The sequence below is a fragment of the Massilia forsythiae genome, from assembly GCF_012849555.1.
GTDB lineage: Bacteria > Pseudomonadota > Gammaproteobacteria > Burkholderiales > Burkholderiaceae_D > Telluria > Telluria forsythiae.
In genome coordinates this window covers 2,553,804-2,569,288 of record NZ_CP051685.1, presented here as the reverse complement: position 1 = coordinate 2,569,288, position 15,485 = coordinate 2,553,804, and the positions used below count along the sequence as shown (strand labels likewise).

The 15,485-nt window shown below is 55.9% G+C and carries 14 protein-coding genes and 1 tRNA gene; 10 read left to right on the top strand and 5 right to left on the bottom strand.

Features of this window, described 5'->3' with window-relative positions; translation table 11 throughout:
• Positions 1 to 34: 34 nt before the first annotated feature.
• The 6 genes from HH212_RS11055 (at position 35) to HH212_RS11030 (ending at position 6,013) form a co-directional block, all read left to right on the top strand.
• Entirely contained in the window at positions 35 to 505 is a 471-nt protein-coding gene (locus tag HH212_RS11055) for a hypothetical protein (RefSeq protein ID WP_170202523.1), read from the top strand.
• Positions 506 to 575: 70 nt separating this feature from the next.
• Positions 576 to 660: transfer RNA gene (locus HH212_RS11050), tRNA-Leu, on the top strand.
• A gap of 177 nt (positions 661 to 837) precedes the next feature.
• Entirely contained in the window at positions 838 to 2,028 is a 1,191-nt protein-coding gene (locus HH212_RS11045; RefSeq protein ID WP_170202522.1) for a tyrosine-type recombinase/integrase, read from the top strand.
• Between the two features lie 299 nt (positions 2,029 to 2,327).
• Positions 2,328 to 2,528 (top strand): helix-turn-helix transcriptional regulator, encoded by a 201-nt coding sequence (locus HH212_RS11040; RefSeq protein WP_170202521.1) that lies wholly within the window; start codon positions 2,328 to 2,330, stop codon positions 2,526 to 2,528.
• A gap of 70 nt (positions 2,529 to 2,598) precedes the next feature.
• Positions 2,599 to 3,288: a hypothetical protein gene (locus HH212_RS11035; RefSeq protein WP_170202520.1), complete on the top strand. Its 690-nt coding sequence runs from the start codon at positions 2,599 to 2,601 to the stop codon at positions 3,286 to 3,288.
• 55 nt (positions 3,289 to 3,343) lie between these two features.
• Positions 3,344 to 6,013 carry a bifunctional DNA primase/polymerase gene (locus tag HH212_RS11030; protein WP_170202519.1) on the top strand — a complete coding sequence of 890 codons (2,670 nt, stop codon included), beginning with the start codon at positions 3,344 to 3,346 and terminating at the stop codon, positions 6,011 to 6,013.
• 1,511 nt (positions 6,014 to 7,524) lie between these two features.
• On the opposite strand, the gene HH212_RS11025 is transcribed toward HH212_RS11030, so the two are convergent.
• Positions 7,525 to 8,967, bottom strand: a complete 1,443-nt coding sequence (locus HH212_RS11025; RefSeq protein ID WP_170202518.1) for a P-loop ATPase, Sll1717 family — start codon at positions 8,965 to 8,967, stop codon at positions 7,525 to 7,527.
• 212 nt (positions 8,968 to 9,179) lie between these two features.
• Between HH212_RS11025 and HH212_RS11020 the strand changes: the two genes are divergently transcribed.
• Positions 9,180 to 9,770, top strand: coding sequence for a recombinase family protein (locus HH212_RS11020; protein WP_170202517.1), 591 nt, complete (start codon positions 9,180 to 9,182; stop codon positions 9,768 to 9,770).
• A gap of 99 nt (positions 9,771 to 9,869) precedes the next feature.
• On the top strand, positions 9,870 to 10,463 hold the full coding sequence (locus tag HH212_RS11015; protein WP_170202516.1) for an HNH endonuclease signature motif containing protein: 594 nt from the start codon (positions 9,870 to 9,872) through the stop codon (positions 10,461 to 10,463).
• Positions 10,464 to 10,546: 83 nt separating this feature from the next.
• On the opposite strand, the gene HH212_RS11010 is transcribed toward HH212_RS11015, so the two are convergent.
• The 4 genes from HH212_RS11010 to HH212_RS10995 form a co-directional block, all read right to left on the bottom strand.
• A protein-coding gene (locus tag HH212_RS11010) for an IS3 family transposase (protein ID WP_170202515.1) occupies positions 10,547 to 11,634 on the bottom strand; the annotation gives its coding sequence in 2 pieces (ribosomal slippage) (positions 10,547 to 11,382 and positions 11,382 to 11,634; 1,089 coding nt in all).
• Between the two features lie 624 nt (positions 11,635 to 12,258).
• The gene (locus HH212_RS11005; RefSeq protein ID WP_170202514.1) at positions 12,259 to 12,693 is read right to left on the bottom strand and encodes a hypothetical protein; all 435 of its coding nucleotides are present in this window, start codon (positions 12,691 to 12,693) and stop codon (positions 12,259 to 12,261) included.
• 372 nt (positions 12,694 to 13,065) lie between these two features.
• Entirely contained in the window at positions 13,066 to 13,335 is a 270-nt protein-coding gene (locus tag HH212_RS11000) for a hypothetical protein (RefSeq protein ID WP_170202513.1), read from the bottom strand.
• Positions 13,336 to 13,388: 53 nt separating this feature from the next.
• Positions 13,389 to 13,829, bottom strand: a complete 441-nt coding sequence (locus HH212_RS10995; RefSeq protein ID WP_170202512.1) for a hypothetical protein — start codon at positions 13,827 to 13,829, stop codon at positions 13,389 to 13,391.
• Between the two features lie 89 nt (positions 13,830 to 13,918).
• Between HH212_RS10995 and HH212_RS10990 the strand changes: the two genes are divergently transcribed.
• Both HH212_RS10990 and HH212_RS27820 read left to right on the top strand, forming a co-directional pair.
• A complete protein-coding gene (locus HH212_RS10990) occupies positions 13,919 to 14,161 on the top strand; it encodes a helix-turn-helix domain-containing protein (RefSeq protein ID WP_170202511.1) in 243 nt (80 codons plus the stop codon).
• Positions 14,162 to 14,876: 715 nt separating this feature from the next.
• Positions 14,877 to 15,323, top strand: coding sequence for a Fic family protein (locus tag HH212_RS27820; protein ID WP_370663917.1), 447 nt, complete (start codon positions 14,877 to 14,879; stop codon positions 15,321 to 15,323).
• The last annotated feature ends 162 nt before the right edge of the window (positions 15,324 to 15,485 follow it).

Genomic DNA, 15,485 nt, shown 5'->3' with positions numbered 1-15,485 from the left:
GCGGCCCGCTCCCGGCGCCGTCCGAGGAGCCTCCATGAAAAGCGTGACGTTTTCCGAAATCGAGTGCCTGCAGGACAAGGCGCCGCACCTCTCCACCCTGCTGGCGCCACGCCGCCTGGCCCAGCTCGCACTGCTGATCGCGCTTGGCGTGCCGGCCCTGGTCATCGCCTTCTACCTGCTGCACCCCACCGCGCCGCTGGGCTACCTGGTGGTGCCGGTGCTGCTGGCCGGCGCGCTGCCGCTGGCGCCGGTGCTGCCCGGCCGCCTGGAGGTGACCACCCGCTTCGACGCCTGCCACATGGTCGGCACCCTGGACGCCACGCTCGGCCAGATGGGCTACACCCAGGCCGAACGCAAGCCGGGCAGCGTGCTGTACCGCGCCCGCGCGCCGTACTGGTCGCACTGGCGCAGCAAGGAAATCGTGGTCAAGGTGCGCCGCCATACGCTCGAAGTCAGCGGCCCGGAAACCACGCTGCGGGCGCTGCGCCGGCAGATGCTTCCCTGACGCGCGCGGCGCCGCACGAACACTGGTCAGTCCGGCATCGCCTGTGCTACACTGCGCGCCTGCGCTTGCAGCCTCTGTGGCGGAATTGGTAGACGCACTTGACTCAAAATCAAGCGCCGAAAGGCGTGCCGGTTCGATTCCGGCCGGAGGCACCACGAACATGAATTACCCCGTCTCATCTCAGCTCAAAACCCGCATCCTCCCCAAGGAGAGCGGGTTTTTTGTTGTCTCCCCTCTTCTCATCTCACTTCGACCCATCGCAACCAAATACCGTCATTTCTGGCGGTATCTCGGCACACCGATAAACACATACCGTCAAGATGAGATAGAACATGGGATTAACCGATACTTTTGTAAAACAAGTCAAACAAGTTAAGCCGGCTGGAGATAAGTACACTGATGGGCAAGGCATGTACTTGCTCGTCAACTCCGCCGGAAAATACTGGCGCTTCGACTACCGCTTCCTCGGAAAGCGCAAGACGCTGGCTTTGGGCGTTTACCCGGCCGTCAGCCTCGCCAAGGCCCGCACGCGGCGCCAAGAGGCGCGCGAGTTGCTCGCGGACGGCATCGATCCGGGCGCGGCCAAACGTGACGCTAAAAACTCCAAGCTGATCGCTGCTCAGCACACGTTCGAGGCCGTGGCGCGTCTCTGGCTGGATAAGACCAAATCCGAGCGTGCTAGCACCACACAGGAGAAGGTACAGAACTGGCTGGCCAACAATCTCTTCCCTGCCATCGGATCGCTGCCCATTTCCACCATCAAGCCGCGCGATGTGCTGGTTGCGGTGCAAAGGATCGAGGCTCGTGGCGCCAATGAATCTGCACACCGCGTCAAATCGCTATGCGGGCAGGTGTTTCGCTTCGCAGTGGCCATCGGATTGGCGGAGCGCGATGTTACGGCCGACCTCAAAGGCGCGCTTGCATCCGTGCAGACAAACCACTTCGCGGCGATTACAGAACCCCACGAGGTAGCCAAGCTGCTCAAGGCGATCCATGGCTATAGCGGCCACGCATATGCCGCCGCCGCGCTGAAACTGGCGCCGCTGGTGTTCGTCCGCCCTGGGGAGCTGCGCAGCGCAGAGTGGGTGGAGATCGACTTGGACGCCGCCGAGTGGCGCATCCCTGGGCATAAGATGAAGATGCGGAACGATCACATCGTCCCGCTGGCCAAACAGGCCGTCGACATCCTGCGCGACGTGCACGGGATGACGGGGCACGGCAAGTATGTGTTCCCGAGTATTCGCAGCGGGGACCGCTGCATGAGCGAAAACACGATCAATGCGGCCTTGCGCGGTCTCGGTTTCGGCAAGGATGTCATGACCGGCCATGGCTTCCGTGCCATGGCACGCACCATCCTCGACGAGGTGCTTGAAGAGCGCGTGGACTACATCGAGCACCAACTGGCGCATACCGTCAAAGATGCGAATGGGCGGGCGTATAACCGCACTGCTCACCTGCCTGCACGTCGCATGATGATGCAGCGCTGGGCAGACTATTTGGATGCTCTTCGCGCGGCAGCGTAGTCACGGCATATATTTTGTCGCCATATCGCAACATTTAATTGACTTAATCCACGAGGATTTTCGGGGCAAATTCCATTGGCTCGACTTTTTCGTGGAAATTTTGACATTCCCCCATGGAAATTTCAACGTATATAAATGTCGAAAAATGTAGAGTTCAGAATGAAATAGTAGGCAATAGTCTTATTTAGCTTTTTAATGAAATAAAAGCATAAAACCGTTTAAAAACATGGGCTTACAATTCTCCTGATTATATTGTTTAATACTCTCACTCGCCCTTATGGCGGCTTATGGAGTATTAAATGCAACCTCGTATCATCCGTATCGCGGACCTCGCGACTACGCCAAAGAAGGCCGGCATACTGCCGGTAAGCCCGGCAACCATCTGGCGTTGGGTGAATGACGGCAAATTTCCCAAGCCCATCAAACTCGGTCCCTGCGTGACCGGCTGGCATGCGTACGAGGTCGATGCCTTCATCAAGGCGCGCACTGTCAGCACCTAAGTACATTCAACCTTCCGGAACAAACCGTTCCCGGCGGGTTACCGCAATCCTTCTCATTTTTTAAGGTCCCATGGGCATTCATACCGTATCCCAAATTATGTCGCAGAACCTGGCTGTTAAAGCCGCTGCGATGAATAGCTACAAGCAGCAGCTCGCCTTGACGGGCAGTGTTGCGCGCGTGATTTATGACTCGGCCACACCGGAGAAAGTCCGCAACAAGCTCCGCACGGCAATCCAGACTTCGGAAGAAAAGGCATATCGCCAACTGCGTTACGAAGCGAAATTGAGCATGATCCCAGTGGATCAGCAGGTTTCGGCCCTCCGGGACGTGCCGTTGGTGGACAAGCGCAAGCTGCTGGATGCGATGCCGATCATCCCCGTGCCGATCGGGTCCGCATTCCTCGGTGTCGCCGAAGCAGATCTGCACGACATCAATTCCCAAAGCGGCGGCGTGTTCGGCGACATCTACATGCGCCGCCGCTGCAACTCGATGAACGAACTGGCGTTGATCGCCAAAAATCCGGGTTGGTTGGGACGCCACTCCGACGCAGCGCCGGCCCTGACATCGCCGGACTCCAAGATGCTGGACGGGATGACCTATGTAGATATCTGGACCGCCATGGCCTACATCAACATGAGCTGGGACGAGATGAAAGAACAGGTCGAAGCGAACGGCCGCTACCACCGTTGTGACCGCACCTATCGCGTGTCTGACTTGGAAGAGATCCGCGTCGCCAAGTTGAGGACTAAGCACGTATAACCCTCCCTCCCCGTCGAATGCGGGCTGTTCTGCCCGCATCATCACCTTCTATCCAATGAACGCAACCCTCAAATTCCAAGACCAGGACGGTGCGCAAGTCGCCGAGCTGGCACCGCCCTTCATCTCCATCGACAGCCCGGCCAGCGACGCGCCCGCCGACAGTGCGGCTCCGGGCGCTGAGCACGTCATCGTCCAGGCCAAGAATCAAGCCCTTAAGGACGGGGCGGACGGCAAGAACAATGCTGTAGCTGCCGCAGCCAGCCTCGCACGTCCCGCTACCGCTACGACCAATGTCGAGCAAGTGGTTCGCCCTCCGCTGGTACAGCCTGCCATGCATCACGTGCCTGCCATGCCCATCGCGAAGCCTCAAGGCAATCCCTACGATACCTCCGCCGCTGTCTCGCCGGCCCACGCACAGGCCCTCCTGATGGCATCGCATGGCCACCCTGTGTTTCCACTGTACGGCATTAAGAACGGCAAGTGCACCTGCGGCAACGCCACTTGCAGCGACTCCGGCAAACACCCGCGCCGCTCGAATTCCTTCAAAGAGGCCACCACCAATCCGACCATCATCAACATGTGGTTCAAGTATGAACCCGAGCTGAACTATGGCGTACGTCTGGGCCAAGAGATCGGCCACACCGGCAAAATGGCCGTGGTGGTGGACGTGGACCGCTACAAGGTCGGCGGCGCAGAGGCTCTGGAAGAGCTGGAGAAGGTCCACGGTCGCCTGCCGGCAACCGTCGAGGTACTGACCGGCGCGGGCGGTAGCCACTACTACTTCCTGGCCGACTGCTCGCTCAGCTTCACCGACAAGTTGGGGAAGAACATCGACCTGAAGGTCAACGGCTACGTCGTCGGTCCCGGTTCCGTCCACGCATCTGGCCGCCGCTACGAGATGGAGGCTTCCAGCGACCTGTTCGAGGGCCAGGTGATGACAGACCTCCCGCAATGGGTGCCCGACAATTTCAGCAAGTCCGCAAAGTTGACGGAGTGCGGCGTGGAGATCGCACCCAACGCCGAACCGCTGCTGCCTTACGAGCGTGCTTCCATCAAATACGACCTGGCCGTGATCTCCGCCGCGTGCAGTCGGGACACATGGCTCAAGGTCCTGATGGGCCTACACAGTCGCAACCAGTCCAAGGAGATGTTCGATATTGCCGACGAGTGGAGCCAGACCTGCCCGGAGAAATACGATGCCGGTGCTGTGACCAAGGCGTGGAACAGCCTCAAGCCGGGCGGCGGCATCACGTACGAGACGGTCAGGATGATGGCCGACGAGGAACGCATCAAAGGTGTGGACATCAGCAAGCTGCTGGAGAGCCTGAACCGCATGCCTGTCACCAAACCAAAGTCCGGTACGGCCGCAAATCCCATCGTCGTGCCCGATGAAGTTCCTATGCCTGCCAAACCCGCGTGCGCCATCCCGCCCCACCTACTGACCATCCCCGGCAAGCTGGGTCTGATGGTTGACTGGACCAATGCCACGGCCATGAAGCCGCAACCGATGTTCGCCGTGCAGGCGGCACTGGCACTCGGCAGTGTGGCCATGGGGCGCAAGTTCCGCACCACGAATGACAACTGGCCATCGCTGTTCTTCCTCAACATCGGCGTATCGGGCGCCGGCAAGGAGCACGCGAAGACCGCCATCGAGCGCGTCCTGCGTGCCGCCAAGTTCTCTGCCATGTCCCCCGCGTCGGAATACACGTCCGACAGCGCCATTGACTCGATGCTGCGCGCGCATCCCACCCACATCGCCATCATTGATGAGTTCGGCTACATGCTGAAGACAGCCAACGCGAAGAATAATACCAATGGGGGTACGGCGCGCAAACGCCTCATGGAGGTGTTCGGCCGTTGCGGGGGCACGCTCCAGCCCAAGGCTTTCTCCACCGCCACCCTGAACCAGGCACAACGTGACGGGTTGGGGCCGCGCCATGTGGAGAATCCGGCACTGACGGTGCTGGGTATGACCACGCCCACGCCGTTCTACGAGGCCGTAGGATCGGGAGCGTTGACGGATGGCTTTCTGAACCGCCTCATCGTCGTTGAATCTGATCTGGGGCGCCAGCCGGCCCGCTTTGTTGATCAAGTCGCGATGCCCGACGATCTGGTTCGCTGGGTCCGTGAATGCCGTGTCAAAGGCGCCGGGGATCTGGCGGATGTCATCGACACGGCGCACAGCGAGGTGCCAGTTCCGGCTATTTTGGATTTCTCGGGCGAGGCGCGCCGTTTGTTCACCGAACTGGAGCTGCGCTGCATCAAGCGCATGGATGAGCTGGAAATGCACGGCATGGCCGAGATGTACAGCCGTGTGCGGGAAATCGCCATGCGCGTCTCGCTGATCGTCGCGCACTCCAGCGAAACGGGCGTGATCGGCCGAGAGCACGCGCAATGGGCGATTGACTACGTGACCTTCTGGGCTGACCGGGCGATCAGCCGAATGGCCGATAACATCGCCGACTCCCCATTCGCAGCCCTGTGCAACGACGTGGCCAATCTGATCCTGAAGGCCGGCCGCCGTGGCCTCACCGTCTTCGAGCTGGCAAGGAAGTCCGCGAAATTCAAAGGGGCCGACACTCGCATGCGCCGCAGCGTGTTCGAGAATCTGGAATCAGACCGCGACATCCGCCGCTACGATACGAAGTCGGCCAGTGGGAAGGGTAAGACGCGCGAAGCGTATATCGCATCCGAGTTCATCGGGCAACCGAACCTGGAACAATAACGGCAATAAAAGCAATCAAAACAGTACCCTTTCTGGCACGGTATAGGGCCGCGTGAAAGAGGATGTATGAGAAAGAGAGGTATTCCTTTTATATACTATTTACCCTGAAAGCCGCATGTGGCCTAGCTTATAGACCGCAAGCGGCTTTTGCTTTTGATCGCTACTTATCATCCAGCCAGTTGCTTGTGCGGCTCCACGATGATGGGGTACGCCGTGGATACGCGCCCAGCATGCAGCATCAACCGGGGTCGCGCGATGTGGCGGTGCTTGCAACGCTTCCTCAGCTCCGTGCACACGCAATGGTGCGTGCTTGCGCTGGCCACCGATGGATCGAACTGGCGGCGCGGCAGCGCGCGAGCCGGCTGGATCAGGCAGCCGAATTATTTTCCGTCCGGTACTCTAGCTGCATCCCTGGGCCCAATCACAGACGTGCTCGAGTTCCCGCTCCGACCCCGCCCCCACGAACCGCGCATGCATGTGCCCGGTTTGCTTTTCTTTTAGGTACCCGAAATGAAAAAAGCAAAGGCGCCAAGAGTGCCGGTCCTCGAAAATGCATTCGAGGTGAACCTGCCGAAGCTGATACGGGCCGCGAAGGCCACAGGATCGTCTAGGCTCGTCTTGGACGATGGAGACGTGCGGACCGTTGCCGTGCTTGCTGAGACCCGCCTGGCGGTCTTCTTGGGCGGCCATCAATGGGTGGTGGACATCGTGCCCGTCCAGTGCCTCCAGAGCCGTGTACGGCCCCTCCTCAAGTGCCCTCGCGCACACGAGGGGAATTTTCAGTCGCTGTACTACAGAGGCGGCGAACTTGCTTGTAGGCACTGTCAAGCGCTGCGGTATCGCAGCAATCTCGCAGCGACCTCTGTTGACCGGGCGAGGATCGCGCAATCAAAATTGCTGAGGCAGATTGGAGCAGAGTCTGGAGAGCCGGTCGCAGCGCGTAAGCCGTTCAAGTGGCGCAAAAAACATCTCGTTTTGGCCAAGCGCGTTGAGCGCATGACCGCTCTCCACTATCGAAACATACGGGAATGGTTGCAGCGTACATGACAGACTATTTGCTTTATGCGTGCGATCACACAAGCCGTTTTTCTAAAATGGGCGCGTCGATTTTATGTAGAGCCTAAGCGTCATTTGGCCGCGAAGTCGTAAAATATCAGCTCAGAATACTGCACTCTCAAATGGGATTAATCCGTCCCGCCCTGAAACTTTTTCTGTCGATGCACAAAGATAGGTGGTATGTAACAACATACGTCTTGGTAATGGACATGACGTACCTACTGGTCATCATCTACATTAAAGAGACAGTAGATCTTAGAAGCTGTCCCGGCAACTAGCACATTCTCGGAAATACGGCCGAGGGTATGTGAATGTCTGACTGATTCAACTCGTGGTTTCTACATTTAAAAATGAAAATAAGTTTTCGTTTGAGAAGTAGGTCGTTGCTATCTTCCCATCTGCAAAGAGATGGGAAGTTTAAATAAGTTGACGCAATGGCTGAATAAAATTTATTTTTATTCAGCACTCGGCTTCATTTGCGTTAAAACCTCAGTTACATTTTCTGGCTGGAGCGCCCACCGGTAAGCTGGATGAACTTCCCAGTCAAAGCCAAAATCAGCGAATCTCTGCGATAGATATCTGCTTTCCTCGAAATACTTTCGGAGGATAAAGTTTCCCTCATCTCGCCGAGCAGTCAAAAAATTAATTTTATACATAAAGGCAGCCAAGCTCTGTCGATCCGCCTCTTTTCCGTTCGCAAATTTGAATTTGCCAGACTGCTCTATGTTTCTTATTTTTTTTAACAATGCATCAGTCGTGTATATAAATCCTGACATTGTTTGCCTCTCTGCTTTAGAAGGCTTCATGCCAAATAAAAGGCGTTCAATATCAGGCAACTCTGACCGATATTCATTAATCGTGTCTTGAAGGCGACCTTGTGAATATTCTTCAAAGATCTTGGCGAAGTGATCAGTACGGATTAATGCAGAATTATCGTCTTCAGCGGCACGCGCAGCTAAAGTACACAATTTAACTAAGTCGCGAGGACGTTTTCTAATCAACGACATCAACATGCGATAAGTCGGAATTGACGCCCAGTGCCCCTTCCCGTTGAAAATTGGAACAAGAATAGAAGTTAATTTTTCAGCGAGCAATGGTTGTGCCAGTGAAACTAGTTCAGAAGTTTCATGCTTGCGACCGAAGTACTGTTCCACACGCTTTACTAACAACGCTAAAATTTCATGGTTAGTCCAAGACTGCCATACAACAGAACCTTCGATTTTGTCCGTCGATTCATCCGACGTTCTGACCAAATAATAGACATCGGATCGAAGGCTAATTCTGAATGAAAGCCCTTTTATATCGGATGCAATGTCTCTTACCGCGTTTAATAAGGCGGAGATTTTTCTAATGTCACTTTTCTGGCCTTGCCAACCACGATCTAAGTCATCCAAATAAACATAAATCCGGCCATTTTTTAAAAAATCATTTAAAACGAGGCGATGTGACTCAGAAAGATTTGCGTGCTTCTCGGCTCGTAATGTGCTTTGCAAAAAATCGATAGTCCGCCCGCCATATTCGTTTATTTTTGCACGAAGACCTTCATGAAGAATTCCAAAGGATGTCAATGCTTTACGAGCAACTATTTCATTAATTCCTAATTTCCATTCGCGGATGAGCTTTAGAAAGTCTGGCTCATCAACAACAATGCCAGCAATATCATCTGGTTTAATTATGATAGCGAGCTTTCCTTTGGACCTTTCCTCGTCCATCGACACACGAAAAAGGGCAGATTTCCCAATTCCTTTATGACCTACTAGTATTCGGATAGGCAGATCGTTTGAAACCTGATTGAATGTATTCCCTTTTAAGTAATAAGATTTTAAACGATCAATTTCTTCATCTTCGGCTGCCTCATGTCCGAACAATACAGCAATATTTTCCGCAGAGAATTCCATAGTCTGTCGTATTTTGTTAATGTATCGCAAGCATACTTCTTCGATATGTTTATGTCTATATTCAATGATAAGTATACCTCTGCTGTTGAAAAATGACCGTTTTCCGACACGTCGTCGCATGAGCCTTCTGCGATGTTGAAAAAATAGCCTTTACATATAACAACATGTTGATATATAGTTCATTGGTTTTCTAACACATACGGGGACAGGCTATGGCGGTATTCGGGTACGGACGGGTGTCTACAGTAGAGCAAACGGCAGGCAATCAGCGTTTGGAGATTGAGCGCGCAGGCTACGCGGTCGAGTACTGGTTTGCGGACACTGTGAGCGGCAAAGCTCACGCGGCTCAGCGCAAGCAGTTCAGTGAAATGCTCACGAAACTGAGGAAGAAGGACACGGTAGTGGTATCGAAGCTTGATCGCCTAGGCCGGGATGCACCAGACGTGCTAGGGACAATCAAAACATTGGCCGGTCTTGAAGTTGAAGTAGTCGTGCTTCAGCTCGGCAAACTCGACCTGACCTCGCCGGCGGGCAAACTGATGTTGGCAATGCTGGCGGCAGTGGCTGAGATGGAACGCGACCTGATCGTAGAGCGTACCCAGGCCGGGCTTGCCCGCGCTAAGGCCGATGGCAAAGCCCTCGGTCGACCGCCCAAAACGACGCCAGAGCAGCGTAAAGCAATGATTGAGGGGTATGCGAATAAGCAAAGCGTGAGCGCCTTAGCGAAGCTCTACCGAGTTTCTCGCTCGACTGTTCTCGCTGTAGTCAAACCGACTGCTTCGGCCTCGACCATGAAACAATAAGAAGATGTAAGCGGTGACGCGAGGTTTCGATATGGTATCGCCTACCCAAGGCTTACGGCATCGTTGGCTCCACACGAAATTGGAGCGAGGAGAACAAGAATGGCACGAGCTAAGGGCAAGAAGCATCTAGACTTTGACTTACCAGGTAGTAGCAAAATTACTGGCCGTAAGTCGACTATTACGGGCCTTTTTCTAACATCCATTACGCCTTGCATTGAGCCAAGTGATGCGGAAATCCGTGAGGCCTTAGAGGTCCTTGGCATGAAGCCGGGGAACTGCGTTTGTGCGTATTGTGGAGATCCGCGTACTGAATGGGATCACTTTCGCGCAATCGTCAAGGACCGGAAACCGACCGGGTATATTACTGAAATTGCCAATCTCGTCCCTTCGTGTGGCAAGTGCAATCAGTCAAAGGGAAACAAGCCTTGGCGCAAATGGATAAAGAGTACGGCGCGGCATTCTCCGGCAAACCGAAATGTCGTGGATCTGGAACAGCGTATTGCACGCCTAGCTGCATATGAAAAATGGCGTGAACCCTGCAAGCTCAACTATGAGGCTCTCCTTGGTGACGAGCACTGGAAGAGCCACATGTCTAACTTACAAAGTGTATTGGACCTTTTATCGCTCGCAGAAAAGCATGCGGAGATTTGTCGGCAATTGCTCGCACAAGCTAGTCCACGACTCGGGTTATGAATTTTCGATTCTCTACAGCCCAAGGCTAAGGTGTACGCTTGTGTGGTAATCCCCCCATTTTTAGAGCACGCTAAAAGTAGAGGTTAAGCGGCAAGGGCAAGTTTCTGTTTTGGCGTAATACCGCCGAGCGCCATGTTGGGCCGGTCGTGATTGTAGGTCCACAGCCAGTTGGTGGCAAACTCCTGGATTTCGTCGAGCGTTTCGAACAGGTGGTGGGCAAGCCAGTCATAGCGAACCGTCCTGTTGTAGCGCTCGACGTAGGCGTTCTGTTGCGGTTGGCCAGGTTGAATGAAATCGATACGGATGCCGCGCTTTGCGGCCCATGCCAAGGTCACGGCGCTGATGTATTCAGGGCCATTGTCGCATCGGATTGCCTCCGGCCTGCCGCGCCATTCGATGATCCGGTCTAGTGAACGTATCACGCGTTCAGACGGCAGCGAGAAGTCGACCTCGATTCCTAGGCCTTCGCGGTTGAAGTCGTCGATCACATTGAACAGACGGATGCTGCGCCCATCGGCGAGCTGGTCGTGCATGAAGTCCATCGACCAGCTTTGGTTGATCGCGCTCGGCACTGCCAGCGGCAGCGGCTTCTCGCGCACCAGGCGATGGCGCGGCTTGATCCGCAGGTTCAATTCAAGTTCACGGTAAATCCTGTAGACGCGCTTGTGGTTCCATTTGAAGCCTTTCACGTTGCGCAGGTACAGGAAGCACAACCCGAAGCCCCAGTTACGCTGGTTGTTGGTCAGCCGCACCAGCCAGTCGGCAATGAGGCCATTTTCTGCATCCAGCTTGGCTTTGTACCGGTAGCAGGTCTGGCTGATGCCAAACGCCTGGCACGCCAGTTTGACCGTGGCTGACCGTTCTGTTACGGCCCATTGCGCCATCTCTCGCCGCTGAGATGGCGCTACCATTTTTTTGTGAGCGCCTCCGCGACGATCTCGGCCTTGAGACGCTCCTCGACATACATCTTCTTGAGCCGCCGGTTTTCCTCCTCCAGCTCCTTCATCCGCGCCATCAACGAGGCGTCCATGCCGCCGAACTTGGAGCGCCACTTGTAGAACGTGGCGTTGCTGATGCCGTGCTCGCGGCACAGCTCCGGTACAGGACTGCCGGCTTCGGCTTGCTTGAGGATGGCGATAATCTGGCTGTCGGTAAAGCGGGACGTCTTCATGTAGAGCTTTCTGTGTCTTAAGTAGAAAATTCTACTTCTGATCGCGCTCTTTTTGTGGGGGGATTACCGTGTCTGTCGGCACGACTACACCGGCTTGCATACGCGACTTTGGTTGGATGGTCGTGATCGTGCGCAGCGCCAAGACGGTGCGCACCGCCGTCCAGCTCTACCTCGATATGGCGCTGCCTGAGGCGCCGGCATAATCCGCGACGCTATCATGAGGGCCCTTGCCGGGCTCAAGAGCCGATCCAAGGCCGCACCGTCGCCACCGCTGCCGGCCTGCCGTACAAACAGGGCGTCAATGCCTTCGGTCGCATGCTCGATGCCGGCGTCGTCGTCCAAGTTCGGCCGCAAGTACAGCGCCGTATGGGCGCTCGTCGGCACGCCCGCCGCCCGCCTGCGCGACGCGCTCGCGGCCGTCGAGACGGCCTGGCGCGGGCCGGAGATCCCGCCCCCCCACGGGGGGGAGGGCAAGGCCATCCCCCAGCTCGTGATTATTTATCGGTTACTTCGTCAAAAATTTTTTCGCCATAGAAAAACCAAAAAATTTTTTCGGCGCTCATCCAGAAGAGACAACGGCCTGCGTCAACTGCCTCGGCGGTGCCACGCGATTCAAAACGGGATTCACCAAGTCGGGCGGCTTAGCTCCCGGACCAGTGAATCACAACCTCGTGCGAGTTTTTCAATTTTTACCGCCCTGACTTCGCTATGACCATCCACCGGCACTGCCCTCAACACAGCAATGGCTTCGTCGAAACGGCCCAGCAAGCGTAGCAATTCGCCTTGCTGGATCATGCACCCCGGTCTAGCCTCGCCGTCCTGCAGCATGTGTAGCATGACCTCCATGTTCTTCCGCTCTGCCGCCACTGGCCAGTTAGGCAAGCCAGGCCAAGGCGAGCCATCGGCTCGCCTGCGATAGCGGTCGTTCAGGTCCCACCAGATGCGCTTCCTCAGCCACAGCACCCAGTTGAAACTCACGCCTTTCGACCGTGACAACACGTGCACTACGTCGTCGAAGCCAGCATAGTCCACATGCCGCGCAGTGCCCCATGTACTCATGGCCTCGTCCCATTCTTCGTGTCCCTGCAACTCACCTGTCGGGTCGCCGCTCCAGTGCAGCCATGCCCGTCGCAAACGGCCCATCGGGAATGGTCTTTCCGGCATGATGCCAACCGATTCGATGTCGTCAACCCAGAACAGTGCCGCGCAAGCCCTGCACCGGACCAAGGGCCCGTTCGCCCAGAACGCGGTCGGCTTGCCATCGGACCAGTCTCAGGTAGCGTAGAAATTCATGCTGCGAAAGCGATGGCGTAGGAAGAAGGCGTTGCAGCCTGGGCAGGCATGAACCGATGGCGGGGCGTAGCGCGTCATAACGTCATGGTAGCGTTGTGCCACTTGCTCGGCTACTAGGTGTGAAGAGCGCGCAGGAACTTATATACAAGTAAAGTGGAGCGTAGTCTGCGGGAACTGGCCGAGCGAACGCGGCGTATCGGTCTCGCGGAGAATCTGCATCGTCTTGTCTTGCGCAGCGCAGTGCGCACTAGCGTCTTTCATTGTTGCCGCCTTGAGGCTGCCGAGCGATGCAGTCGGGCCGTTGTCTTCCCGGGAGATCATGTACTGATTTGCCCCCGTCGAGATGACGCCGGTAGTAGATGCACAGCCCGCTAACGCGACCACCAACAACGTATTCTTCAACTGCATATTTTCTCCTCTACGTTTGTCAAAGACGAACAGCAAAAATTTTCCGAGCGGGGCTATTCCTTGTAGTGCTTGTCAACGAGGTAGTCGCACAACAGGGTCGCGCCCTCGCGCAGGATTCGGAGGCGCGACATCTTCGGCACGTTATCGCACACCCAATTCATCTTGGCGTGCAGCGTCGCATCCGGCTGGAAGTTGAGCCCGCGGGGCTGTTCCGTAGCGTTCTCCCACGGTTTCGGCGCGGATTTCATCTCTGCGGGCGGCGTACCGGCGGTTGGGGGCGTTTTCGGCTCCTCGACAGGAGAATGAGCCGGATCATGTACGTTCGCCCCTGCATTGCCACGAGTCGCCACATAGTGGGCAATGTAGCCGGCAGCCTCTTCGTGCAGCGCCTGTGCGTCTACCGCCGGTGGTTGCTCTGTGCGCGCGGAAATCGTGATAAGAATTTTGTTATCTAACATAGTCATTTGATAAGAAACGTCAACGAGATCGAACAAAAAAAAGTTTCCTGTTCATCAAGGAAATTTATCTTTAATGGGGAAGATTGCCCGTGGAAAGCGGATGATATTACCCCGAACATCACGGGATGCCAAGTCGCTCCCCACACACTTCAGACACAGCGCTTGTAGCATTTGGTCGAGCCGTCCGATCCCTACGTGCTGAGCGGACGATGTCACAGGAAGAGCTTGCTCATCGAAGTGGCATAGACCGCTCCTATCTCGGCGCAATCGAGCGCGGAGAGCAAAATTCTGGGTTGCTGCACCTTGTCCGAATTGCTGAGGCTTTAGGGAGCACGCTGGGTGCCCTCATGATCAAAGCCGGGCTATAGACAAAATACACACACGGATGCTTCAGTCCGAGTTCGGCGCATGCATCCCGATGTATCTATTTGCGTCCCTCGCCGACGCGGCGTTAGTGGCAGATATCTCAATACGGTTCCGGTAGCTACAAGTAGACAGGAAGAGGGCGTCACGATAAGCAGATACAAACCGGCTTACAAGCCGAAGCGTGTAGCGTATTGTTTTTGTAAGTTATTGGGTGACTGATGGGACTCTAAGCGGAAATGGCGGGTATCGGGGGGCGGAGCATTCTCAACCGTCCGCCCTCGGAAGATGCCCCTCGGATGCCCGCCGCCCCCCAGAATTGCCCCTGTCTTAGCATCCGGCTTTGTAGTTTGAACCTCAAGGCAAGGCCGTTGACTAAAGCGCGAGCTGCCTTCTTAAGGCCCGAATTCCAGGCTTGGCGCCCTCCCGCTCTGCGGGCTCAAAGAATGTGATATTGGTTGACTTATTGGGGTAACAACGAAGACAAATACTCCAATTTACAGTAGCATTACCCCATTTTTTTGCTGCCTGGAAAATGCTGCATGCACCTGCCCTCGCCCGACTACAAGCCAAGCTACGTTTCAATACGCAGCAGTCGGCGACCTGCGTGCCCCGGGCGAGTACTGGGGCATGCAGCAACTCTATGTCGCAAAGGCGCCCGAGATCTTGAGCAACCTGCGCCAAGTGGCTGTGGTGGAGTCGACCTAGTCTTCGAGCTGCTTGAAGGGCGTGGTCGGCGCAGCGCACCGACTCAAGTCACCTGTGCTCAGAAACACCGCGCCGCAGAGCCGATCAGAACAAGAGGTGGCAGGCGACCGCGACACGTTGAGCCTGATACATGAAAGCAGGGGCCATATGCCGTTCTCGGAAGGCACCGTGTTGCAACTCCACGGCATCTTGTATCGCTACATGCCCCAACCAGGCGGGAACTGGAAGGCGACCAACAACGACACCATCGAGCGCTACCCTGATGACAGTTTACGCATCCAATTTCAGCCGGTGGTCGCGCATCTAACGCTCATGGCGATGACCGACATGCTTGCGCGCTACCGCACGGGGCTGGAGCAACGTTTGGCTGGCCGTTGGTGCTGGTCCTGCTTGTCGTCTTTGACTTGCTCTGCAACTATCCGTTCCCGGATGGCAACGGACGCATGGAGAGACTGTTGACACCGCAGCTCTATTACTTCGACTACACCTTGGAGCACTTCATATGCCTGGAACGCATTTGGAGGAATCGAAAGAAAGCTACTACGAGACGCTGGAGGCCAGCTCGCAGCCCTGGCACGGCGCAGCCCACAACATCGCCGTGGCTGGATTACTTCTGGGCTA